The 21982-nt window shown below is 60.1% G+C and carries 21 protein-coding genes and 1 tRNA gene; 11 read left to right on the top strand and 11 right to left on the bottom strand.

The features are described from left to right. Window positions 1–9: 9 nt before the first annotated feature. A complete protein-coding gene (gene arsH / locus MLD24_RS06470) occupies window positions 10–726 on the bottom strand; it encodes an arsenical resistance protein ArsH (RefSeq protein WP_248165388.1) in 717 nt (238 codons plus the stop codon). Window positions 727–875: 149 nt separating this feature from the next. On the opposite strand from arsH, the gene MLD24_RS06465 reads away from it, so the two are divergent. The 3 genes from MLD24_RS06465 to arsJ are packed head-to-tail and all read left to right on the top strand — an operon-like array spanning window position 876 to window position 3954. Beyond that, window positions 876–1703, top strand: a complete 828-nt coding sequence (locus MLD24_RS06465) for a metalloregulator ArsR/SmtB family transcription factor (RefSeq protein ID WP_248165386.1) — start codon at window positions 876–878, stop codon at window positions 1701–1703. A 45-nt stretch (window positions 1704–1748) separates the two neighbouring features. Then, window positions 1749–2753 (top strand): ArsJ-associated glyceraldehyde-3-phosphate dehydrogenase, encoded by a 1005-nt coding sequence (locus MLD24_RS06460; protein ID WP_248165384.1) that lies wholly within the window; start codon window positions 1749–1751, stop codon window positions 2751–2753. A 1-nt stretch (window position 2754) separates the two neighbouring features. Beyond that, window positions 2755–3954 (top strand): organoarsenical effux MFS transporter ArsJ, encoded by a 1200-nt coding sequence (arsJ, locus tag MLD24_RS06455; RefSeq protein ID WP_248165382.1) that lies wholly within the window; start codon window positions 2755–2757, stop codon window positions 3952–3954. Between the two features lie 4 nt (window positions 3955–3958). Here arsJ and MLD24_RS06450 read toward each other — a convergent pair whose 3' ends face one another. The 3 genes from MLD24_RS06450 to MLD24_RS06440 all read right to left on the bottom strand — a co-directional run bounded on the left by MLD24_RS06450 (window position 3959) and on the right by MLD24_RS06440 (window position 6371). Next, the gene (locus tag MLD24_RS06450) at window positions 3959–5020 is read right to left on the bottom strand and encodes an ArsO family NAD(P)H-dependent flavin-containing monooxygenase (RefSeq protein WP_248165379.1); all 1062 of its coding nucleotides are present in this window, start codon (window positions 5018–5020) and stop codon (window positions 3959–3961) included. 63 nt (window positions 5021–5083) lie between these two features. Next, window positions 5084–5320, bottom strand: coding sequence for a thioredoxin family protein (locus MLD24_RS06445; protein ID WP_248165377.1), 237 nt, complete (start codon window positions 5318–5320; stop codon window positions 5084–5086). 40 nt (window positions 5321–5360) lie between these two features. Continuing rightward, a complete protein-coding gene (locus tag MLD24_RS06440) occupies window positions 5361–6371 on the bottom strand; it encodes a permease (RefSeq protein ID WP_248165375.1) in 1011 nt (336 codons plus the stop codon). Between the two features lie 245 nt (window positions 6372–6616). Here MLD24_RS06440 and MLD24_RS06435 point away from each other — a divergent pair, with 245 nt between their 5' ends. Beyond that, window positions 6617–7195 (top strand): sigma-70 family RNA polymerase sigma factor, encoded by a 579-nt coding sequence (locus tag MLD24_RS06435; RefSeq protein ID WP_248165373.1) that lies wholly within the window; start codon window positions 6617–6619, stop codon window positions 7193–7195. A gap of 300 nt (window positions 7196–7495) precedes the next feature. Here the strand turns inward: MLD24_RS06435 and MLD24_RS06430 are convergent. Both MLD24_RS06430 and MLD24_RS06425 read right to left on the bottom strand, forming a co-directional pair. Beyond that, window positions 7496–7582: transfer RNA gene (locus tag MLD24_RS06430), tRNA-Leu, on the bottom strand. Between the two features lie 91 nt (window positions 7583–7673). After that, window positions 7674–8300 carry a class I SAM-dependent methyltransferase gene (locus MLD24_RS06425; RefSeq protein ID WP_248165371.1) on the bottom strand — a complete coding sequence of 209 codons (627 nt, stop codon included), beginning with the start codon at window positions 8298–8300 and terminating at the stop codon, window positions 7674–7676. 188 nt (window positions 8301–8488) lie between these two features. On the opposite strand from MLD24_RS06425, the gene MLD24_RS06420 reads away from it, so the two are divergent. The 4 genes from MLD24_RS06420 to cydC are packed head-to-tail and all read left to right on the top strand — an operon-like array spanning window position 8489 to window position 14289. Beyond that, window positions 8489–9919 carry a cytochrome ubiquinol oxidase subunit I gene (locus MLD24_RS06420; RefSeq protein ID WP_248165369.1) on the top strand — a complete coding sequence of 477 codons (1431 nt, stop codon included), beginning with the start codon at window positions 8489–8491 and terminating at the stop codon, window positions 9917–9919. Window positions 9920–9921: 2 nt separating this feature from the next. Continuing rightward, window positions 9922–10926, top strand: a complete 1005-nt coding sequence (gene cydB / locus MLD24_RS06415; protein ID WP_227175924.1) for a cytochrome d ubiquinol oxidase subunit II — start codon at window positions 9922–9924, stop codon at window positions 10924–10926. Between the two features lie 14 nt (window positions 10927–10940). Further along, the gene (gene cydD / locus MLD24_RS06410) at window positions 10941–12653 is read left to right on the top strand and encodes a thiol reductant ABC exporter subunit CydD (protein WP_248165367.1); all 1713 of its coding nucleotides are present in this window, start codon (window positions 10941–10943) and stop codon (window positions 12651–12653) included. Beyond that, window positions 12646–14289, top strand: coding sequence for a thiol reductant ABC exporter subunit CydC (gene cydC, locus MLD24_RS06405; protein WP_248165365.1), 1644 nt, complete (start codon window positions 12646–12648; stop codon window positions 14287–14289). Before cydD ends, cydC begins: the two co-directional genes overlap by 8 nt. Before the next feature lie 8 nt (window positions 14290–14297). Here the strand turns inward: cydC and MLD24_RS06400 are convergent, their stop codons facing one another. Both MLD24_RS06400 and MLD24_RS06395 read right to left on the bottom strand, forming a co-directional pair. After that, a complete protein-coding gene (locus MLD24_RS06400; protein ID WP_248165363.1) occupies window positions 14298–15533 on the bottom strand; it encodes a saccharopine dehydrogenase family protein in 1236 nt (411 codons plus the stop codon). Between the two features lie 34 nt (window positions 15534–15567). Next, window positions 15568–15987, bottom strand: a complete 420-nt coding sequence (locus MLD24_RS06395; RefSeq protein WP_227175928.1) for a hypothetical protein — start codon at window positions 15985–15987, stop codon at window positions 15568–15570. Window positions 15988–16253: 266 nt separating this feature from the next. Here MLD24_RS06395 and MLD24_RS06390 point away from each other — a divergent pair, with 266 nt between their 5' ends. Both MLD24_RS06390 and MLD24_RS06385 read left to right on the top strand, forming a co-directional pair. Then, entirely contained in the window at window positions 16254–16577 is a 324-nt protein-coding gene (locus MLD24_RS06390; protein WP_227175929.1) for a hypothetical protein, read from the top strand. 9 nt (window positions 16578–16586) lie between these two features. Then, window positions 16587–17030 (top strand): hypothetical protein, encoded by a 444-nt coding sequence (locus MLD24_RS06385; RefSeq protein WP_227175930.1) that lies wholly within the window; start codon window positions 16587–16589, stop codon window positions 17028–17030. A 76-nt stretch (window positions 17031–17106) separates the two neighbouring features. Here the strand turns inward: MLD24_RS06385 and MLD24_RS06380 are convergent, their stop codons facing one another. After that, complete coding sequence (locus MLD24_RS06380) at window positions 17107–18042, bottom strand: electron transfer flavoprotein subunit alpha/FixB family protein (RefSeq protein WP_227175931.1); 936 nt, start codon at window positions 18040–18042, stop codon at window positions 17107–17109. Further along, a complete protein-coding gene (locus tag MLD24_RS06375; protein WP_227175932.1) occupies window positions 18043–18792 on the bottom strand; it encodes an electron transfer flavoprotein subunit beta/FixA family protein in 750 nt (249 codons plus the stop codon). A 754-nt stretch (window positions 18793–19546) separates the two neighbouring features. Between MLD24_RS06375 and MLD24_RS06370 the strand changes: the two genes are divergently transcribed. Beyond that, on the top strand, window positions 19547–21199 hold the full coding sequence (locus tag MLD24_RS06370; protein WP_227175933.1) for an electron transfer flavoprotein-ubiquinone oxidoreductase: 1653 nt from the start codon (window positions 19547–19549) through the stop codon (window positions 21197–21199). 108 nt (window positions 21200–21307) lie between these two features. Here the strand turns inward: MLD24_RS06370 and MLD24_RS06365 are convergent, their stop codons facing one another. Further along, window positions 21308–21958 (bottom strand): PEP-CTERM sorting domain-containing protein, encoded by a 651-nt coding sequence (locus MLD24_RS06365; RefSeq protein WP_248165361.1) that lies wholly within the window; start codon window positions 21956–21958, stop codon window positions 21308–21310. Between the last annotated feature and the right edge of the window lie 24 nt (window positions 21959–21982).

Here is a 21982-nt window from a genome sequence, read left to right as displayed (position 1 = left end):
GCCCTTCCCTCACATTGACCGCTGGTTGACGCGTTTGGAGACTTCTTCAGCACTTTCTACCCGCTCCGAATACCGGTCGGTCAGGTAGTCGCTACGATCCCGGATCAGCAGGGTGAATTTCACCAGTTCCTCCATGACATCGACGATGCGATTGTAATAGGGCGACGGTTTCATCCTGTTGTTATCGTCAAATTCCATAAACGCCTTGGGCACCGACGACTGATTGGGGATGGTGACCATGCGCATCCATCGGCCAAGCACCCTCAACTGGTTTACCGCATTGAAAGACTGGGAGCCGCCACAAACCTGCATCACGGCCAGGGTCTTGCCCTGGGTGGGGCGCATGCCGCCAATTGAGAGCGGGATCCAGTCAATCTGGGTTTTCATGATACCGGTCATGGCGCCGTGGCGTTCCGGCGAACACCACACCATACCCTCGGACCATTCCGCCAGGTTCCGCAGTTCCTGAACTTTCGGGTACGAGGCATCCTCGGCATCCGCCAGGGGCAGGCCGCGGGGGTCAAAAATGCGGGTTTCCGCACCCATGCCCTCCAGTAGGCGGGCGGCTTCTTCCACGGCCAGCCGGCTGAACGATCTCTCGCGCAACGAGCCATAGAGCAGCAGGATGCGCGGTGCGTGAGTGGAAGGTTTGTCCGCGAATACCTGGGCGGTGGTCGGGGTTACAAAGAATTCCGGGTTGACGTTGGGCAGGTCTGAATTACCCATGTTGCTCCTCAGTTTTGTACGACTTAATTCAAGAAAATGGTCGGCGTAGAGTTCGATAAGAAGACGAACCTCTTGCCAGAAAGATACTGCCTTCAGAAAATTTTTTTCAGACTCAGGTGCTCGTGTCCTCGCACACGTTTACATCGTCGATGACCTCAGATACTATCCAAAAAACGGTATATGTAGAATATAAAACATATGGAAAACCGCATATGAAGCGCCGAGTTCTGTTTGTCTGCACCGCCAATAGCGCCCGCTCTCTCATGGCTGAGGCGTTGTTAAAACACATGGCGGGCGACCGCTTTGAAGTTGCCAGTGCCGGCACTGAGCCTGCCGAGCCCCATCCCATGGCGTTGCAGGTGCTCAAAGAATCCGGAATCGAGGTAGACGGACTCCATAGCAAGTCATTGGCTGATCTGCAGCAGGCAGAATGGGATTACGTAATTACACTCTGTGAGAAGGCCGCCAACGAATGTGGCAGCGTCTGTCCGTCGGCCCAGCAGATTGCATGGGATTTTCCGGACCCGGTCCCCAGCAACCGCCATGCGACCTTTGCCCTCACTCTCAAAGAACTGAAGGAGCGAATCGGGCTGTTCACCCTGGTGCACCAGAAAGAAACCGGGATGAAGCCGATGGATTACAAACCGGCTGACGTATTCCGGGCATTAGGAGAGGAGCTTCGTCTGGCCATGCTGATGCTGATCCGCGATCAGAAGAAGCTCTGCGTCAACGAGCTGACCGCAGCGCTCGATGCCCCGCAACCGAAAATCAGCCGGCACCTCGCAACGCTGAGGGAGGCCGGACTGCTGGAGACGGAGCGCAGGGGGCAGTGGGTCTTTTATTACCTGCATCCCCAGTTGCCGCCTTGGGTGCTCCGGGTTCTGGACGAGACAGCGGAAAGTAACCCCGGGCTGACACAACGGGAGAAAGCGGCACTTCTGGCGATACCTGACCGGCCCGGTATCCGGCTTGTCTGAAATGACCATGAATCCATTGATAAAAGAGCTTCCAAGGAGTCCATTATGAGCAAGATCAAGGTAGGTATTAACGGGTTTGGCCGGATTGGCCGGTTGGCCCTTCGGGCGGCCTGGGAGTGGCCGGACATGGAGTTTGTCGCGATCAATGACCCTGGCGCGGATGCACACACGCTGGCGCACTTGCTGAACTTTGACAGTGTACACGGCCGCTGGGGCCACGAGGCCGGGGCGGACGGCGACCATATCATGATCGGCGAGCAGCGGATTCGCGTTACCCGCAACAAAACCATTGCGGAAACGGATTGGTCCGGCTGTGATCTGGTGATTGAAGCCAGCGGCAAAATGAAGACGGTCGAGGTGCTGCAGGGGTATCTGGATCAGGGTGTGAAGCGCGTAGTAGTAACTGCCCCAGTGAAGGAAGCCGGTGCCAGAAATATTGTGGTTGGCGTAAACGACAAGAGTTTTGACCCCGCTAACGACCGCATTGTGACGGCTGCCTCGTGTACCACCAACTGCCTCGCTCCGGTGGTGAAGGTGATTCATGAGAAGCTGGGTATCAAGCACGGCTCCATCACCACCATTCACAGCCTGACCAACACCCAGACGATTCTCGATGCGCCCCACAAAGACTTGAGGCGGGCCAGATCCTGTGGCAGCTCTCTGATCCCCACAACCACGGGTTCGGCCACGGCCATCATCGAGATCTTCCCGGAGCTGAAAAGCCGGCTCGACGGCCATGCAGTTCGCGTTCCATTGACCAATGCGTCACTGACGGACTGCGTGTTTGAAGTTGAGCAGCCCACGGACTGTGAAACAGTCAATCGCCTTCTGAAAGAAGCCGCCGAAGGTGAGCTGAAAGGTATTCTGGGCTACGAAGAGCGCCCGTTGGTGTCGATTGATTATACAACCGACCCACGGTCATCCATTGTCGATGCCCTGTCCACTATGGTGGTCAACGGTACCCATGTGAAGATCTACGCCTGGTACGACAACGAATGGGGTTACGCGAACCGGACCGTCGAGCTGGCTCGCCTGGTAGGCTCTGCCTGATATGACGACCTCCATCCGACAGTACCTCGTCATCACCGGCAACTACTGGGCATTCACCCTCACAGACGGTGCGCTGCGGATGCTGGTGGTGCTGCATTTCCACCAGCTGGGGTACTCGCCGCTGGAAATTGCCCTGCTATTCATCTTCTACGAGTTCTTCGGCGTGGTCACCAACCTTGTGGGCGGTTATCTGGGGGCTCGTATGGGTCTGAACCGCACCATGAACATCGGGCTGTTCCTGCAGATTGTGGCACTGGGTATGCTGGCAGTACCGGCGGCCATGCTGACGGTGCCCTGGGTCATGGCGGCCCAGGCGCTCTCCGGCATTGCCAAGGACCTGAACAAGATGTCAGCCAAAAGCGGCATCAAGCTGCTGGTGCCGGATGAGCAGCAGGGCACCCTCTACAAGTGGGTGGCGATCCTCACGGGCTCAAAGAACACCCTGAAAGGTGTGGGTTTCTTCCTCGGCGGTGTGCTGCTGATGGCCGCCGGTTTTAAGGGCGCGGTGATTATCATGGCCGTGGCGCTGGGGCTGGTCTGGTTGGCCAGCCTGTTCCTGCTCGGGCAGGATCTGGGCAAGAGTAAGGCCAAGCCGAAGTTCAGCGATATTCTGTCGAAAAGCCGGGCCATCAACGTGCTGTCTGCGGCCCGCATGTTTCTTTTCGGTGCCCGGGATATCTGGTTTGTAGTCGCGCTACCGGTCTACATGGCCACGGTCTTCGGCTGGGATCACTGGCAAGTCGGCGGCTTTATGGCCAGCTGGATCATCGGTTACGGCTTTGTTCAGACGATCGCGCCGCGCATCACCGGCCACTCAAGCGGCAAATCCGGCGCCGTGCTGTGGGCGGCGGTACTGGCGCTCATTCCAGCCGGCATTGCTGGTGCGCTGGTGGCCGGCTGGTCGGCCCAGGTAGTGGTGGTCGGTGGCTTGCTGGTGTTCGGTGTGACGTTTGCCATTAATTCCTCGCTGCACAGTTATCTGATTGTCAGCTATGCCCGGGGCGATGGCGTCTCGCTGGATGTGGGGTTCTACTATATGTCCAACGCGGCCGGCCGTTTGCTGGGTACCATCCTGTCTGGCTGGGTCTATCAGGCATACGGGCTGGAAGCCTGCTTGTGGATATCTTCAGCGTTGGTCGCAACCGCGGCACTGTTGTCGGTGATGCTACCGGAGGAGCGTCCGGTGATGGAGAGCCACTAAGCCCTCAGGAACCCTCAAGATAGTCATTGATTTCACGCGCAGCGGCCCGGGCGCTGCGCATGACGCCCAGCAGGGTCGCAGAGGCAAATCCGGTCCAGTCGCCGTAACCCACCAGCCATAAACGGGGCTCCTTGACGGAGCGTGTGCCTTCGGTATCTACCCGGCCATCGGCCTCCACCACGCCGAGGCCTTCAAGATGAGCCAGCGCGGGACGAAACCCGGTACACCAGATCACCGCATCAACGGCTTCCTCTTCGCCGTCCGGCCAGACCACACCCTGTGACGTAAAGCGGGTAAACATTCGACGGGTTTCCAGCACGCCCCGTTCCCGGGCTTCCTTGACCGGCGGTACCATAACGATGTCCGCCAGGGTGCCCGCGGGGGTGTATTCCCGGTCCTCCTGCTCAGCTTTCCACTTCTCTGTGGCCATCTCGAAGAGTGCGCGGCCATCCACGTCGTCCGGTAGAAATTTCGGTGGATGCCGGGTGACCCAGATGGCATTGGCCACCCTGGAAACCTCCGCATAGATCTGGGCGCCGGAATTGCCCCCGCCAACCACCAGAACCCGCTGATCCCGGAAATCCTCAGGGCGCCGATAGTGGGCGGAGTGAACCTGACGCCCCCGGTAGTCTCCGATGCCTTCCACCTGAGGAATGAAGGGCTGACTCCAGGTGCCGGTGACGCTGACAACGACTTTTGCGTGGTAGGTGCCACGATCGGTTTCAACCGCCAGACCGTTGGCCCCTCGGGTAACGGACGCCGCGGTCACCGGCCGTTCGACCGGTATGTCATAGCGTTTCTGGTACCGCGCCAGGTAGTCGATGACTTCATCCCGCTGCGGCCATTCGCCATCTTCGGTTTCCGGCATCTGCCAGCCAGGCAGGGAACTCCATTGCGCTGGCGAGAACAACTGAAGGGAATCCCAGCCATGCCGCCAGGCGCCACCCGGCGCCGGCTCCCGGTCCAGAATCTGATAATCCAGCTTGTGCCGCCGAAGAAAATAGCCGGTTGCCAAACCGGCCTGACCACCACCGATCACCAGGACATCAACTGCCGTTGAACTCATGTGTGCTCCTTTGTTTTCACCAGGTCGAACGACTCACCGGGCAGGGCCATTCGGTAAAGCGGGTCAGGATTCCAGCCAGCCGACAATCTTGCTCCTTTCGGGGATCGAGCCGCTGTGCACGACCTTGCCGTCAATCGCTACCGCTGGGGTGGACATCACCTTGTACGCCATGATTTTCGCCGGATCGGTAACTTTGATGACCTCGACCGATTGGGCCAGTTCCTGAGCCACGCGCTCAATGCTCTCAGCAGTGGTAACGCACTTCTTGCAGCCGGTACCCAGTACTTCGACACGTTTCATAAGATTCTCCAGTCTGGTTGTTTCATGCTCGACGTTTTGATCAGAACCCGGCAAACAGCCAGGGGCCAATCCCGTTGATTATCCAGCCGACCACCATGAAGTTGGCCAGCAGGATCACAAAAATCATGGCCAGCAGACGGTACGTCATGACCTGCTTGAGCATGATAAATTCCGGAAAGCTGGCCGCCACGGTGGCCATACAGAAGGCCAGCGTGGTGCCCACCGGCAGGCCCTTGACAATCAGGCTCTCCATGACCGGTATCACGCCGGTGGCGTTGGAATACAGGGGCAGGCCCGCGAACACAGCCGCGGGTACACTCCACCACTGGCCGCTGCCGAGGTTCTCAGCAAACCAGCCATCCGGCACAAAGCCGTGCAAAGCCGCGCCCAGGCCAACACCGATGAGCACCCACTTCCAGATGCGACCGACAATTTCCCTGAGTTCGTCTTTGGCAAACTGGTGCCTTTCAGCCATGGTCAGCTTTGGTGCCTCGGGGACATCAACGTCGTGCTCCCGGGTTTCGGCAGCGGCTGCCTGATAGGCTTTGGCGGCAAAATCCTTCAGCCAACGCTCCCCCTTTACCGCATCCAGAATCATACCGCCGATAATGCCAACGGCCATGCCAATCACAATATAGGCCAGGGTGAACTTCCAGCCGAGCAGGCCCCAAAGCATGATCACGGCCACTTCATTGATGATGGGCGAGGTGAACAGAAAAGCCATGGTGATGCCCAGGGGAATGCCGGCGCTAGTAAAGCCCAGGAACAGCGGAATACTGGAGCAGGAACAGAACGGGGTAATGGCACCAAATCCGGAGCCGAACACATAACCCATAAATCGATGTTTCTGCTGGATATAGGCCCGAACCCGTTCCAGATTGAGAGAGGCCCTTGCCAGCGCGATCAGATAAATCATCACGACCAGCAGAAACAGGATCTTGGTGGTGTCTTCAATGAAAAAATGGAGGGAGCTGCCCAGTTTGGTGTCCGGGCTCAGCCCCACCAGGTCATAGGCCAGCCAGTTGGCGAGGAGCGTGAATATTTCAAACATGGTCGCAGGCGCCCTTGTTATCCTGTTGAAAATGGATTGCTGAGTGGAAGACGAACCGTGTCGTTAAAGGATACTCCCCTATTCCGAAAAAAATGGCTGATCCGGAGGGGACGATGAACCCTCCGTGGCAGTTCCGGCGATGCCAGATATGGATCAAGCGGTGCGACTCTTCGTCTTGAGGCATAATAGGGAATAAACAATGGCGGCGGGGGCCTCGTCCTGCCCCTTGAAGTGAGTGGATCGAGATGACATTCGACTGTGTATTACAGGCCTGGCACGATCATCAGGCAGAGCTTCGCGGCTTTCTGATCGGTCAGATCAAAGAGCCAGCGATGGCGGACGATGTCCTGCAGGATGTGTTCTTCAAGGCCATGCGCGAGGGGCGCGGGTTCTGTGAATTGCAGAACCCCCGCGCCTGGCTGTTCCGGGTTGCCCGTAACGCACTGACCGACAGCCACCGGCTGCGCAAGGACTGGGTGCCGGTGCCGGATCATTTACCGGATGAGCGCGCACCGGATCGGGCACCGGTGGATGAACTGGATGCCTGCATCGACGCGACTCTGCCGGATTTGGCGGAGAGTGAGCGGGACATATTGCAGGCCTGTGATCTGGGCCCGATGTCTCAGGAGGCCTATGCGGACTCCAGAGGCCTTTCGCTTCCCGCTGCAAAAGCCAGGATCCGCAGGGCAAGAGAGCGCCTGCGGGAGGCGTTGACAAAGCGTTGCGATGTGGCACTGGATAGCGCTGGCAACGTCTGTTGCCACGCCGAACTGGATGGCTCCAGCCGGTGCTTTCCTAGCTCGCACAACAGAGCAACTGGCTGAAATTTTTGTTAAAAGCCTCGGCGCACAGCGCTATTACGGCGGTCTGAATCAGCTCACCTGCTTTCCCTGCGACGAACTGGACACGCAGCAGTGGTTCGCTTTCCCGCCACTCCACCAAGTGTCTCAGACGAGGAAAAACCGCCGCGAATGGGCGCAAAGGGAATGTTCGCTTTTGTTTATAAGGGAAAGTACACGCTAATTTTGGGCGGCCAGAAGGTGGCGCTTTGTCTACATAGCGTCTACACAGGAAATGTCGGGTGAATCAGCCAAAAAGAAACCAATTTAACTGATTGATTTTATTGGTGCCCGGAGCCGGAATCGAACCGGCACGGCCTTGCGGCCGAGAGATTTTAAGTCTCTTGTGTCTACCAATTTCACCATCCGGGCGTACTTCGAGGAGGGTGCGGGAGGCATCGTTGCTCCCAGGGGGCCGAATTGTATAAGGCCTTGCTGGGGAACGCAATTCGTCGCCGCGTTTTCACGGTGTGGGCAGGCTGGCGCGGCCCTGGTAGATGTAGCTGGCGATTTTCGGCGATTTGGGGATGTAGAGGTTGTTCAGCTCATCCACCTGGAAGCCGGCCTGCTCCAGCAGCCGGCTGATGGGACGGTCGAGGTTGCAGCCGCCGGCGAGGCGGCGCCAGACCGGGTTGATGCGGTGTTGCCAGATTTCCACGCGGCGGTCCGGCGCCAGTCCGTGCTCCAGAAACAGCAGGATGCCGTCGGGTTTCAGTACCCGGCGCATTTGCGCCAGGGCGGCGTTCGCGTCGGGGATGGTGCACAGTGTGAAAGTGAGCAGCACGGTGTCTACCGAATTGTCCGGCAATGGGATCTGTTCGCCGGGCAGATCGAGCCATTCCACGGCGACCGGCGAGCGGCTCAGGTTGTGTGCGGCCTTTTGCCGCATCCCCGCCGAGGGTTCCAGGCCGTACAATTTCGTCACCCTTTGCGGACGATAGAATTCCAGGTTAATGCCCGAGCCCATGCCGACTTCCAGCACGGTTCCCCTGGCATGGGGGACAACCTGGCTACGCAGTTTCATCATCTGCCCCAGAGAGCAGGCCTTGTCGATCAGGTGAGGCAGTATGTTCTGTTCGTAGAACCCCATGGCACCATGTTCCGTAAGTTGGAATAGGCACATGTTGGGGCTAGCCGGAATCCGGCGCAAGGGTCAAGTTGGGCCTGTTGATGTTGATCATTTGCGAGATGCCATGATTAATATCAAGATACCCCTGCTTTCCAAACGGGCATTCCCTTGCCTTGCCATTCTTTCGGTTCTGTCCAGCGGAGGTTGCTGTGGAACTCGATCCTGTCTTTCTCTCGCGAATCCAATTCGCGTTTGTGGTTTCCTTTCATGCCATTTTTCCGGTGTTTACCATCGGTCTGGCATCGTTCATCGCGGTCCTGGAAGGGCTGGCGTTCAAGACCCGCAATCCGGTATGGATGAAGCTGTCCACGTTCTGGACCAAAGTGTTTGCGGTGGTGTTTGGTATGGGTGTGGTGTCGGGCATTGTGATGTCCTTCCAGTTCGGCACCAACTGGAGCAACTTTGCCCAGGCATCCGCCAACTTCCTTGGCCCCATGCTCAGCTATGAGGTGTTGACGGCGTTCTTCCTGGAGGCGGCGTTCCTCGGGGTGCTGCTGTTCGGCCGTGACAAGGTGCCACCCGGCGCCCACCTGGCTTCGGCCATTCTGGTGGCCACCGGTACCTTTATCTCCGCCTTCTGGATCCTCGCAGCCAACAGCTGGATGCAGACCCCGGCCGGGGTGGAGCTGAGGGATGGCATGTTCCATGTGGTGTCCTGGAGCGAGGCCATCTTCAGCCCGTCGTTCCCCTTCCGCTTCATGCACATGGCGCTGGCGTCGTTCCTGACCGGCAGTTTTGTGGTGGCGGGCGTCAGTGCCTGGTATCTGCTGCGGGGGCGCGAGGTGGAAGCCAACCGCAAGGCACTGTCGATGTGTCTGTGGCTGATCCTGTTCATTGCGCCAGCGCAGGCGGTGGTTGGCGACTTCCACGGTCTCAGCACTCTGGAGCACCAGCCCATGAAGGTGGCGGCGATGGAAGGCCACTGGGAAACCTCCGGTGATGTGCCGCTGTTGCTGTTCGCGATTCCGGATCAGGAAAACCAGACCAACCATTTCGAGATTGGCATCCCCAACCTGGCAAGCCTGATCCTCACCCACGACTGGCACGGCGAAATCAAGGGTCTGGAAGAGGTGGCTCCGGAAGAGCAACCGCCGGTGGCGGTGGTGTTCTGGGCGTTCCGCATCATGGTGGGTATTGGCATGCTGATGGTGCTGTTTGCGCTGGCGGGCCTGTGCCTGCGGGCCGGTGGCCGTTACTGGCGTACCCGCTGGTTCCTGCAGGGGCTTCGGGGCATGAGTATTGCGCCGTTCCTGGCGGTGCTGACCGGCTGGTTTGTGACCGAGACCGGTCGCGCGCCCTGGCTGGTGTATGGCCTGATGACGCAGGCAGAGGCCGTCACCCCGTCACTGACCGGTGGCATGGCCCTGTTTACGCTGATTGGCTATGTAGTGGTGTACGCCATGGTGTTTACCGCAGGCGTCTACTACCTGATGCGGGTGCTGTTTGTGGGGCTTGAAGACCCTCATGCAGAAGATGCGGTGGAAAGCGACCGCCCTGCCCGTCCGCTGTCTGCCGCCCATGTGCCGTTTGAGATCGACGACGATGCTCACGGCAATCCCGTCAACCAGGGAGGTCACTGATCATGCAAGAACCATTTGACCTGGCCCTGATCTGGGCCTTCATTATCGGCTTCGGCATCATCATGTATGTGCTGATGGATGGGTTTGATCTGGGTGTGGGGATTCTTTTCCCCTTCGCTCCGGACGAGGAATCCCGCGACATCATGATGAACTCGGTGGCACCGGTGTGGGACGGCAACGAAACCTGGCTGGTGCTTGGCGGTGCCGGCCTGCTGGCCGCGTTCCCGCTGGTCTACAGCATCTTCCTGCCGGCGCTGTACATCGGCGTGTTCCTGCTGGTAGCCGGGCTGATCTTCCGGGGCGTGGCGTTCGAGTTCCGCTTCAAGGCGCGAACCTCCCGTTACCTGTGGAACTGGGCCTTCGCCGGCGGTTCCACCGTTGCCACCTTTGCCCAGGGCGCCGTGGTGGGTGCCTACATTCAGGGCTTCAACACCGCCGATGGTGTGTTCGTGGGCGGCCCCTTCGACTGGCTGACACCGTTCACCCTGCTCACCGGGGTGGGCATGCTGGCAGGCTATACCCTGCTCGGCTCCACCTGGCTGATCCTCAAAACCGAAGGTGAACTTCAGGCCTGGGCCTATCGCCTGACAACCCCGCTGCTGCTGGCTGTGCTGGTGATCTTCGGGGTGATCAGTGTGTGGACGCCGTTCGTGGACGATCTGGTGCGTGAGCGCTGGTTCTCCAACCTGAGTGTAATCTGGATTCTGCCGGCGTTTACCCTGTTCTTCGCCTACCAGATCTTCCGCTCGGTGCGGAACCGGGCCGAGGGCATGCCCTTCGTGGCCACCATTGGCCTGTTTGTCACCACCTACCTGGGGCTGCTGGTCAGTCGCTGGCCTTATGTGGTGCCGCCGGAGTACACCCTGTGGGACGCTGCTTCGGCGTACAACTCCCAGCTGTTCCTGCTGTTGGGCCTGCTGTTCGTGATTCCGATCGTGCTGGCCTACACCGCCTGGACCTACTGGGTGTTCCGCGGCAAGGTGCGGGCCGACGCCGGTTATCACTGAGCGGCCTGGCCCTAATGGAAGCTGTTGAATCCCGGCCAGATGCCGGTGCCTCCGCGGAGGCGCCGCTGGCCGGCCTCACCCCTCGCCGCTGGCTGGCCGGCCTGGCCGTCGTTGGTCAGCGCCAGATTCGGCTGACGATTCTGGCGGGCACCCTGGCTGGTCTGGCAACCATCGCACAGATGGGCCTGCTGGCCTGGCTGGTGCATCAGACGGTGATCGTCGAAACGCCGCTGTCACAGCTGATGGCGGTGATGGCGGCGCTGGTGCTGATGATTGTTCTGCGGGGCGCCCTGCTGGGTCTGCAGGGACGCTTTGCGGCCTCCAGCAGCCGCGCCATTCGGGGCGCCGTCCGCCGTCAGCTGCTGGCGACCTGGCAGCAGGCCGGTCCCGGTCGGCTGCAGGGCGAGTCCGCCGCGACCCTGGCCAGCGAGTGGCTGGACCAGGTGGAGGCGCTCCATGGCTACTTTGCCCGTTTCCTGCCCCAGATGATGCTGTGTGTGCTGGTACCGCTGGCCATTCTCGCGGTGGCGGCCTGGCTCGACTGGCTGGCCGCCCTGCTGCTGCTGTTCTCGGCGCCGCTGATCCCGTTGTTCATGGCCCTGGTGGGGATGGGCGCAAAGAAGGTCAACCAGCAGCACTTCCAGGTGATTGGCCGGCTTTCCGGCCAGTTTCTGGACAAGGTGCGGGCGCTAACCACGCTGCAACTGTTTGGGGGTGTTGAACGGGCTACCGACATTCTGGCTGCACGTTCTGAGGAATACCGCGACGTCACCATGAAAACCCTGCGGGTCGCGTTTCTGTCGTCTGCGGTGCTGGAGTTTTTCTCGTCGGTGGCCATCGCGGTCGTGGCCATCTACATCGGTTTTGGTCTGCTGGGCTACATCAGCTTCGGCCCGTCGGACAGCCTCACCCTGTTCAGTGGGTTGTGGATTCTGCTGCTGGCGCCGGAGTTCTTCCAGCCTCTGCGGCAACTGGCCCAGCACTATCACGACCGGGCGGCGGCCCTGGGTGCGTCGGCACAGCTGATGGATCGCCTGCAGTCAGCGCCAACGACCACTCCACCCTCCTCAACCCTCGCCGCGCATCCGGACCGGATCGAACTGCACTCGGTGACCCTCCGCTATGAAGACCGTGGCCCGGTGCTGAACCGGCTGTCGCTGTCATTGCCCCGTGGTGGTTGTGTGGCGCTGGTCGGGCCATCCGGTGGCGGCAAATCCTCACTGTTGCACGTTCTGGCCGGTTTCCTGCCACCGGACGGCGGTACGGTCTCGGTGTTTGGGGAAGCGCCCGGCCACCGTCCGTTCGGTTGGCTGGGGCAATCGCCGTTCCTGTTGCAGGGGTCCTGGGCGGACAACCTGAGACTGGTGGCACCGGCGGCCACCGAGGCCGACATGCAACAGGCACTGGCCCGGGTGGGCCTGGGAGATTTACCGGGCCAGCGGGCAGCGGGTCTGGACAGCCCTGTCAGTGAACAGGGCAGCGGCCTTTCCGGCGGCCAGGCCCGGCGTCTCAGCCTGGCACGAATCTTCCTGGCGGATTACCCGCTGGTGCTGCTGGATGAGCCCACCGCCGGTCTCGATGCCGACAGCCAGACGGTGATCATCGAGGCACTGGCGGCGCTGAAGGCGGAAGGCCGGACGCTGGTGCTGGCGACCCACCACGACAGCCTGCTGGCCCTGGCGGATCGCTGTCTGCACGTCGAGGGAGGTGACGTCCGTGATGTCTGAACTGCTTCCCTGGCTCCGAGTGATCCAGCGCCGCCGTTCACGACTGCTTGTCGGTGCCGGCTTGATTCTGCTGACGCTGCTCTCAGGCCTGGGTCTGCTGGCGCTGTCGGGCTGGTTCATCACCGCCACTGCGGTGACCGGGTTGCTGCTTGCCGCCGGCATCCAGGCCAGTCTCGACATTTACACCCCCGGTGGCGGTATCCGCGGTTTTGCGGTGACGCGGACGGTGGCGCGCTATCTGGAGCGACTCTACAACCACGACACCGTCCTGCAACTGTTGGCGGATGTCCGGATTCAGCTGTTCCGGGGTCTGGCGCGACAGTCCTACCGCCATCTGCGATCGCTGCGTGGCGCTGACTGGCTGAATCGGCTGACCACGGATCTGGATGCGATGGACAGTCTCTATTTGCGCCTCATCGCCCCCACCGCGCTGGCGCTGTTGGTCAGCGTGGGTCTGGTGCTGGTGGCCTGGTGGCTGGTGTCACCGCTGCTGGCATTGGCGCTGGCGGTGCTGTTGGCCGCCGGCTTCCTGGTTGCCACGGTGCTGCTGCACCTGCGTACCGGTGACCATGCCGCTGCCATCATGGTGCAGCAGGCGGATCTGCGAGCAGCCACTATCGAACACCTGGAGGGTCAGGCGGAACTACGAGCCGCCGGTTTGCTGCCTCAGCAACAGCAGGCGCTGTCAGCCCGGGGGGACGACTACATGGCCGGTCAGGTGGTGGTGGATACTCGCACCGCCTGGCATCAGGCCCTGGCCGGGGTGCTGGTGAACCTCGCGGCGCTGACCGCGCTTGTGCTGGGGCTTCAGCAGATGGCGGCGGGTGCGATTACCGGGCCGGTGGCGGTGATTCTGCCTCTGGCACTGCTGGGATTGGTGGAGGTCTATGGCCAACTGCCGGAAGCGTTCGGACGCCTGGGCGCCACCGTGACATCCGCGGCGCGGCTGAATCGCGACAGTGGCCCCCTTGTTCCTGGCTCTGGCTCTGGCCGAGAGCGGGCTGGCGACAGCAACGATCGCGTTCAAACCGGAATCTGCCTACGCAATGCCGATATTGGCCCTGCGGGGCTGGAGCCGGTCCTGAAGGGGCTGACTCTGACGCTTGAGGCGGGAGACTGGCTGGGGATTGTGGGCCGCTCCGGTAGCGGCAAGTCGTCGTTGGCGGATGCCCTGGCCGGGTGTGCGCCGCTGGCAGCGGGCCAACGAGAAGGCGTGCCGGCGGCCCGGGTCGCCTATCTGACCCAGCAGACCACCCTGCTGGACGATACGCTGAGGGCCAATCTGGTGCCGGATGGCCGTCCGGTATCGGATGAAACCCTGTGGCGGGTGCTGGAACTGGTGGGGCTTGGCGAGCGGATTGCAGCCAGTCGCGGGCGCCTGGATACCTGGCTGGGGGCTTACGGCAGCAAGCTGTCTGGCGGTGAGGCCCGGCGGGTGGCGCTGGCGCGGGTGCTGCTGCATCCGGCGGATCTGGTGATTCTGGATGAGCCGTTTACCGGCCTGGACCGGGCCACCCGGGAGCGGATCTGCCAGCAGCTACCCGCCTGGCTGGAAGGTCGAACCGTGGTGGTGCTGGCCCATGACGAGGACGCGCTGGTCCCGGTGCGACAGGTGATCCACCTGGACCAGCGCTGACCCTGCCCTCAGTTGTTCTCCAGCAGTTCGAAGCGCAGGCCTGCGCGGGTGGTCAGCCGGTCCAGCAGAGACTGGCCCAGCAGACTGGCTGGAGTCCAGAAGCCGCCGGGGGCGTCCGGGTCGAGGTCGAACGCCAGACAGGCGCCGGCCTCACCCAGCATTTTGCCGGTGGAGCCATAGCCCGGGTCCCGGTCGCCAGTGACCCGGGTGCGGATGCTCTCGCCGGCCTCGGTATGGCCCACAAACCGCAGATCGTAGAAGCCGTTCTCCTGGGCTTCCGGGCTTGGGCCCTCGCCGGGTTTGGGCACCACAAAGCGCTCCAGGGCCCAGCGGGTTGGCTTGATGGCCGAGGCTGCCAGGAATCCACCGAGGGCCGCAGTGATGGCGTAGGCGGTCGCCCTGCCCTTGAGTCCACGCCCGGTGAGCATGGCTTCGTCGTAGAGGAACTCCTTGCCGTAGCCGGTCGCCATCAGTGCGTTGCTGCGATGAACGATGCGGGTGTTGATCGCCGCCATCACGAACGGTGCTGTCCAGGCGTCGAAGTCCTTATCGTAAGTGGCTGATTTTACGTTGGGCTGGCGCTGGCTTGAGCGGTGTCCCGGCGGGCAGATGGAGAACGGATTGGCCAGCTCCTTGCGCAGGCCCGGATCGGCAGCGGCTTCTTTGGCAACGTTCATCAGGCTGGCGACGGTGCCACCGGAGAACTCGCCCTTGGCAGCCTTGACCCGCATCTTGACCTGGGTGCAGGGATGACCATAGGTCTGCCGTGCCTGTTGCTGCAGGAACAGCACGCCAAGGTCAGAAGGAATGGAATCAAAGCCGCAGCAATGGACGATGCGGGCGCCAGAGGCCTTGGCCTGATCCTCGTAGCGCTCGATCATGGCGCGAATCCACTGCACTTCGCCAGTGAGGTCGCAGTAGTCGGTACCGGAGGTGACACAGGCTTTTATCAGCGGTTCACCGTACAGCGCGTAAGGGCCGACGGTGGAGATGATGACCCGGGTCTGCCGGCACAGTTCGTCGAGGGAGTCCGGGCGACTGGCATCGGCCAGCAGGATCGGAAGCTCCCGGGCGCTTTCGCCCAGCTCATTCTTGAGGGTTTCCAGCTTGTGGCCGGAGCGGCCGGCGATGGCCCAACTGACGGTGCCGCCGACGCCGTAAGTCTCTGTCAGGTAGCGAGTGAGAATCTGTCCCACAAAACTGGTGGCACCAAACACCACCAGGTCGAACTGTTGCTTTTCCATAGTGCTCCCTTAGCCATTAGAGCGAAGTGAAACGTCAAGAGATCGGATCAGGCGGGCGCCGTGCTCCCATCAGGGCCAGGAAAACCGCCACCCCCAGCCCCCAGAATCCGTTAAGCAGCAAACCGCCCAGCCAGGTCGTCTGGGTAACGGCCAGACCTTTGAGTGGGAAGACCACCAGCATCGCCACCGCGGTTGGGAAGATCGCCCCCAATACCACCGACAGGGCCCAAAACGGTTTGGTTGCCAGGCGCCCAAGCAGGGCCCACAGCACCAGCCCCCATAGGCCACCGAAGAACGACAGTGACACCACAGCGGGAATTCCCAGGGGCGGAACAGGCTCGAAGTTGAACGGTTCGGCGGCAACCGCACCGGCGACGTGAAACAGGGTAAACAGACCCTGATGAAAAATCAGTGTCGCCAGGAAGCCACTGACGAAGGCTTTCAACCATATCATCGTTCTATCCATCCGTTGGGCGGTAACGCCGAAAAGTGTGGCGCGATTCGCGATCTGGCGCAAATATCGGCAGTGGCCTGCAACTGCCTGGACGCTTTCTGTTTTTTGCGAAAGGGCTGATGTTTCTGCGGCAAAGGAAGCTGTCTGTTTTTCGGCGAGGGGGCTGTCTGGGCGGCCAATCGCATTCCCGGCCGGCTACTGCACACTGTGCCTGATATTCAAACATTGGGTCGGATAACGACAATGACAGCGATGAGGAACCTGGTGTGAGCTATCTACTGCTGACTGCGTTTGTAGCGCTGGCTGTGGTGACAGGCCTGCTCTATGTGGCCCTGCGCCGGCAGCAGCGCCTGTTTGCACGAACGCTGGCCCGACGTGGCGAAGAGAATCTGGAGCCGGAGATGGTGCTGACCCTGAAGGTCCGCGATCCTCTGGTGCTGGCCAAGCGGGAATCCCGCTCGGCGCGAATGGTGGCGGACCGGCTGCCGGTGATGGTCACCCGCATGGTGTACCAGCAGGTCCAGGAAGAGCTGGCGCTGGAGTTGAAAGAGCGGGACATCGACGTCGACCTGCAGATCGAGTACCGCTGAGGAGATGCCATGTCACTGATTCAAGGCGTAACCCTGATTCCTGCACTGGTGACCCTGGCGTTGGTGGCTCTGGCTGTGCGAGCGGCGTGGCGCAATCATCTGCTGGGCCGGCAGCTTGAGTGTGCCCTGCTCCGGGATCGCAGCGAGGCCGGGCGGCGGCGACTGGAGCGACTGGAACGGCGTAACCGCAAGAAACTGATGGAAGAGAGCGTCCACGGCGGCACCACGGCGGTGGAGGCGCTGCACCGGACCATAACCGGGGTGACATTTGATCTGGTGGACCGCTACTCCACCTCCGATGAGTTCCGGGCCAAGGCCCGCCGTGCCCGGGAGGTGCACGATGACACCACCCGCAGCCTCTATCGGGCGATCCGCTCCACCAACCGGGTGCTGCATGTGTTGGGAGATATGGTCGGCCAACGCGGCAAGGATGAGGACAAGTCGGAACGCTGAGTGGCCGACAGTTTTTGACCAACAACAGGCAAAAAAAAGAGCGCCAATTGGCGCTCTTTTTTTGCTCGGGAAGAACTTACTTCTGCAGTTCTTCCTTGAGCTGGGGTACCGCTTCGAACAGGTCGGCAACCAGGCCGTAGTCCGCTACCTGGAAGATCGGTGCTTCTTCGTCCTTGTTGATCGCAACGATCACTTTGGAGTCAGACATACCCGCCAGGTGCTGGATGGCGCCGGAGATGCCGACGGCAATGTACAGCTGCGGAGCAACGATCTTACCGGTCTGACCTACCTGCATGTCGTTCGGTACGAAACCGGCGTCAACAGCGGCACGGGAGGCACCAACGGCCGCACCCAGAACATCAGCCACTTCTTCAAGCATCTTGAAGTTGTCGCCGTTCTGCATGCCACGGCCACCGGAGATGACGATACCGGCGCTGGCCAGGTCCGGACGATCGGATTCGGCTTTCTCTTCGCCAACGAAGGAAGACAGGCCGGCGTCCTTAACAGTGTCCAGGGCCTCAACCGCTGCGGAACCACCTTCGGCCGGTACGGCGTCGAACGCGGTCGGACGAACGGTGATGACCTTCACGCTGTCGCTGCTCTTGACGGTCGCGATGGCGTTACCGGCGTAGATCGGACGAACGAAGGTGTCTTCAGATTCAACACGGATGATGTCGGAGATCTGGGCAACGTCCAGCAGCGCAGCAACGCGCGGCATGAAGTCTTTGCCAGTAGTACCGGCAGCCGCGAGAATGTGGCTGTAGCCTTTGCCTGCTTCGGCAACCAGCTCGGACAGGTTTTCAGCCAGGAAGTGGCCGTAGGCTGCGTTGTCGGCAACCAGAACCTTGTTCACGCCATCAACTTTGGCAGCTGCTTCGGCAACACCGCCGCAGTTTTCGCCGGCAACCAGAACGTCCACATCGCCGCCGATGGCCTTGGCCGCAGCAACCACGCTTTGGGTAGCCTGTTTCAGGCTGCTGTTATCGTGTTCAGCAATTACCAGGATGCTCATTTAGATCACCTTCGCTTCGTTCTTCAGTTTATCAACGAGTTCCGCAACGTCAGCCACCTTGATGCCCGCCTGGCGTGCTGCCGGAGCTTCAACTTTCAGGGTGGACAGGCGCGGGGCGATCTCAACACCCAGATCGGCCGGGCTGATAGCCTCGAGCGGCTTCTTCTTGGCCTTCATGATGTTCGGCAGAGAAGCGTAGCGCGGCTCGTTGAGACGAAGGTCGGTGGTGACCACCGCCGGGAGGTTCAGGGAGACAGTCATCAGACCACCGTCAACCTCACGGGTAACGTTTACTTTCTCACCGTCAACAACAACTTCGGAAGCGAAGGTGCCCTGACCCATACCGGTCAGCGCGGCCAGCATCTGGCCAGTCTGGTTGTTGTCGGAATCGATGGACTGCTTGCCCAGGATAACCAGCTTGGGCTCTTCCTTCTCGACAACAGACTTGAGCAGCTTGGCCGCTTCGAGAGACTGAACCTCTTCTTCTGTTTCGATATGGATACCACGGTCGGCACCCAGTGCCAGAGCGGTACGGATCTGCTCTTGGGCGGCCTTGGGACCAATGGAAACCACGACGATTTCAGTAGCAACGCCCTTCTCTTTCAGGCGAACCGCTTCTTCTACCGCGATTTCACAGAAAGGGTTCATTGCCATCTTGACGTTGGCGAGATCAACGCCGGTGTTGTCCGGTTTTACCCGCACCTTAACGTTGTAGTCGATTACTCGTTTTACAGCGACCAGAACCTTCATAGATTCCTCGTTCTTCTACGATGGGTTTAATGACTCGCAATCAGAAATACTCGCGAATGGCTTCGCTTGGAGTTGGTCAGCACGGCGGCAGAGTATTCATGATTCCTGTCGTACCGGTGAACCCGCGGGTACAAACCGGCTGTTCAAACAGTACCTAAGCGCAGGACTCACGGTCAGGGCGCCCTAATACTGAAGGCAAAGCCCGGGCGGGTCAATAGTCCCCAACGACGCCCGAAAGCCGCTATATAGGCCAACGGAAGGGTGTATTGACGTCCACGGTGCGATGAGACGATACTAAAAAACGACTCAAATTACACCCGTGTTGGCCCTCCCCGGTTTCAGGCGTCTTCTATTAAGGAAGCGCCCGATCGCAAGAGACGGAACTCCGCCCGTGATTTCCCTGGCCGCAGTCAGTGCAGGCCTGGGGTCACGCGCTCAAACGCTGTGAGCCAGCTAACAATGCCAAAGGAATCGGCAAAATTCAAACAAACGTTTGTTTGATTCTGCGATTGTTATATCCTAGAGGGCCATAAGGCCAGCCAAAGTGGCCTTCGGGAGTCGTGTAGGCGGCCAGAGTCCGCTATTATTACGCCCCCTGAGCGGCCTGGTGGCTGCCAGCAAAAATAGAGAGACAGGATTTTTCTTCGCAATTCGAAACAGCTTGCTCTGTTATTCCGGTGGCCGCGCGCGCCGGGCGGTTGAGCGACCGAGCGTCGAAGTCCTTATATCCACTAAGAAGTTTGAGGAGACCAACGTGGAACGCGAATCGATGGAATTTGATGTTCTGATCGTCGGCGGAGGCCCTGCCGGCCTGTCAGCGGCCTGCCGCGTCATGCAGTTGGCGCAGGAAGCTGGCGAAGAACTGACCGTCTGTGTTGTCGAAAAAGGTTCGGAGATCGGCGCGCACATCCTCGCCGGTACCGTATTTGAGCCGACGGCCCTCAATGAACTGTTCCCGGACTGGAAAGAAAAAGGCGCCCCGCTGAACACGCCGGTAACCCGGGACGATATCTTCCTGCTCAAGAACCAGGAAGCCGCCACCAAGGTTCCCAACGCCTTTGTGCCCCGCAACATGCACAACCATGGCAACTACATCATCAGTCTTGGCAACCTCTGCCGCTGGCTGGCCGAGCAGGCCGAAGCCCTGGGCGTTGAGGTATACCCCGGCTTTGCCGCTTCCGAGACCATCGTTGAGGATGGCCAGGTCAAAGGCATCATCACCGGTGACATGGGTGTTGCCCGTGATGGCAGTGAGAAAGACGGCTTCATGCCTGGCATGGAACTGCGCGCCAAGTACACCCTGTTCACCGAAGGCTGCCGTGGTCACCTGGGCAAGCGCCTGATCAAGGATTACAACCTCGATGAAGGCAAAGACCCACAACACTACGGTATCGGTATCAAGGAACTGTGGGATATCGATCCGGCCAAACACGAGCCGGGCCTGGTGGTTCACACCACGGGCTGGCCGCTGAACGAGTCCGGCTCTACCGGTGGTTCTTTCCTGTACCACCTGGAAAACGGCCAGGTTTACGTTGGCCTGATTACCGACCTGTCCTACAGCAACCCGCACCTGAGTCCGTTTGAGGAATTCCAGCGCCTGAAGCTGCACCCGGAAGTGAAGAAATATCTGGAAGGCGGCAAGCGCGTGGCCTACGGTGCCCGGGCTATCGCCAAGGGCGGCTTCAACGCCCTACCGAAGATGAGCTTCCCGGGCGGCCTGCTGCTGGGCTGTGATGCCGGAACGCTGAACAGCTCCAAGATCAAAGGCTCTCACACCGCCATGAAGTCTGGTCTGCTGGGTGCTGAAGCGGTCTTTGAAGCATTGAAGGAAGGCAAGTCTGGCGAAGAGATCACCAGCTTCGGCGATCGCTTCAAGAACAGCTGGCTGTACAAGGAGCTCTACGACGAGCGTAACTTTGGCCCGGCCATGCACAAGTTCGGCAACATCGTCGGTGGCGCTGTGGCATTCTTCGAGCAGAACATCCTGCGCGGTAGCCTGCCCCTCACCTTCCACGACACCACACCGGATTACGCCACCCTGAAGCCGGCATCCGAGGCCAAAAAGATCAATTATCCGAAGCCGGACAACGTGCTGACGTTTGATCGACTGTCATCGGTGTTTGTATCCAACACCAACCACGAGGAAGACCAGCCGGTTCACCTCAAACTGACAGACGCCGAGATTCCGCTGAAGGAAAACCTGCCCAAGTACGACGAGCCTGCGCAGCGTTACTGCCCGGCGGGTGTATACGAGGTGGTGGAAGCGGACGATGGCAGCGGCAAGAAGTTCCAGATCAACGCCCAGAACTGCGTGCACTGCAAAACCTGCGACATCAAGGACCCGGCCCAGAACATCACCTGGGTAACGCCGGAAGGCGGCGGTGGCCCCAACTACCCGAACATGTAATTCTGTTGTTTGTGTAAAAAACGGCCCTTCGCAGGGCCGTTTTTCGTCGGCAGAGCTTTAGCGAGCCGTCTTTATCAAGGATGGGGCGATGCCAATGCAGGGAAAGGCTTAGTAAGTCCCGGAAGTGCGAGTGCGTCTGCGGCGGGCAATCATAGCGGCGAAGGCAACCCCCAGTAACCCGAAGACACTGGATTCAGAAACCGGTTTAGGATCGGACAACTCTGCTGTGAAACCGATGTTCTGAAAGTCTACCTGTCGGTTTGAGCCAGTAAGAAATGCGGTAACGTACTGCACGTTCAGCGGAGCACTGAGGGCGATGTCTTGAGCGTAGATTCCTGGCGATGAGCCCAGGTCGGGTGATACTGACAGGCTGCCAACGGCGGAGTTTGACGAATCGAAGAAACTGAAACTGATGTTATCAACATCGTAGCTCTCGGCGGTGTAGTTCCAGAAATGCAGGGTGTTTAAGTCGTATTCAGTGCCGAAATCGAACAACAGCTCCAGGCCTCCGCCAATAGCATCTGCCGTGAACCAGATATGGGTTCCCTGATTGTGGAACTCTGCTGCGTCGGCATTTGGCGCATCAATGACTTTCTGGATGGTATTGCCATTGGAAAACGTGTTGTTGAACGAGCCTGCTGATGTGCCCTGTCCCACGGAGACGGAAATGTTCGACTCATTGAGGTAAATCGGCGCTGCCAGAGCGCTCATTGAAGATGTGGTGAGCATCAAAGCCGGGATAAGCAACTTGTATGACACGTCTATTCCTCCATTCTTAGACTG

It is taken from the genome of Marinobacter xestospongiae (genome assembly GCF_023156385.1).
GTDB classification, from domain to species: Bacteria; Pseudomonadota; Gammaproteobacteria; order Pseudomonadales; family Oleiphilaceae; genus Marinobacter; species Marinobacter xestospongiae.
This window is presented reverse-complemented; position numbering and strand designations above follow the sequence as displayed.

Bases quoted from the DNA above. Each gene is read 5' to 3' on its own strand.
- arsH (WP_248165388.1), bottom strand. From the start codon at position 726: ATGGGTAATTCAGACCTGCCCAACGTCAACCCGGAATTCTTTGTAACC.
- MLD24_RS06465 (WP_248165386.1), top strand. From the start codon at position 876: ATGACCTCAGATACTATCCAAAAAACGGTATATGTAGAATATAAAACA.
- MLD24_RS06460 (WP_248165384.1), top strand. From the start codon at position 1,749: ATGAGCAAGATCAAGGTAGGTATTAACGGGTTTGGCCGGATTGGCCGG.
- arsJ (WP_248165382.1), top strand. From the start codon at position 2,755: ATGACGACCTCCATCCGACAGTACCTCGTCATCACCGGCAACTACTGG.
- MLD24_RS06450 (WP_248165379.1), bottom strand. From the start codon at position 5,020: ATGAGTTCAACGGCAGTTGATGTCCTGGTGATCGGTGGTGGTCAGGCC.
- MLD24_RS06445 (WP_248165377.1), bottom strand. From the start codon at position 5,320: ATGAAACGTGTCGAAGTACTGGGTACCGGCTGCAAGAAGTGCGTTACC.
- MLD24_RS06440 (WP_248165375.1), bottom strand. From the start codon at position 6,371: ATGTTTGAAATATTCACGCTCCTCGCCAACTGGCTGGCCTATGACCTG.
- MLD24_RS06435 (WP_248165373.1), top strand. From the start codon at position 6,617: ATGACATTCGACTGTGTATTACAGGCCTGGCACGATCATCAGGCAGAG.
- MLD24_RS06425 (WP_248165371.1), bottom strand. From the start codon at position 8,300: ATGGGGTTCTACGAACAGAACATACTGCCTCACCTGATCGACAAGGCC.
- cydB (WP_227175924.1), top strand. From the start codon at position 9,922: ATGCAAGAACCATTTGACCTGGCCCTGATCTGGGCCTTCATTATCGGC.
- cydD (WP_248165367.1), top strand. From the start codon at position 10,941: ATGGAAGCTGTTGAATCCCGGCCAGATGCCGGTGCCTCCGCGGAGGCG.
- cydC (WP_248165365.1), top strand. From the start codon at position 12,646: ATGTCTGAACTGCTTCCCTGGCTCCGAGTGATCCAGCGCCGCCGTTCA.
- MLD24_RS06400 (WP_248165363.1), bottom strand. From the start codon at position 15,533: ATGGAAAAGCAACAGTTCGACCTGGTGGTGTTTGGTGCCACCAGTTTT.
- MLD24_RS06395 (WP_227175928.1), bottom strand. From the start codon at position 15,987: ATGATATGGTTGAAAGCCTTCGTCAGTGGCTTCCTGGCGACACTGATT.
- MLD24_RS06385 (WP_227175930.1), top strand. From the start codon at position 16,587: ATGTCACTGATTCAAGGCGTAACCCTGATTCCTGCACTGGTGACCCTG.
- MLD24_RS06380 (WP_227175931.1), bottom strand. From the start codon at position 18,042: ATGAGCATCCTGGTAATTGCTGAACACGATAACAGCAGCCTGAAACAG.
- MLD24_RS06375 (WP_227175932.1), bottom strand. From the start codon at position 18,792: ATGAAGGTTCTGGTCGCTGTAAAACGAGTAATCGACTACAACGTTAAG.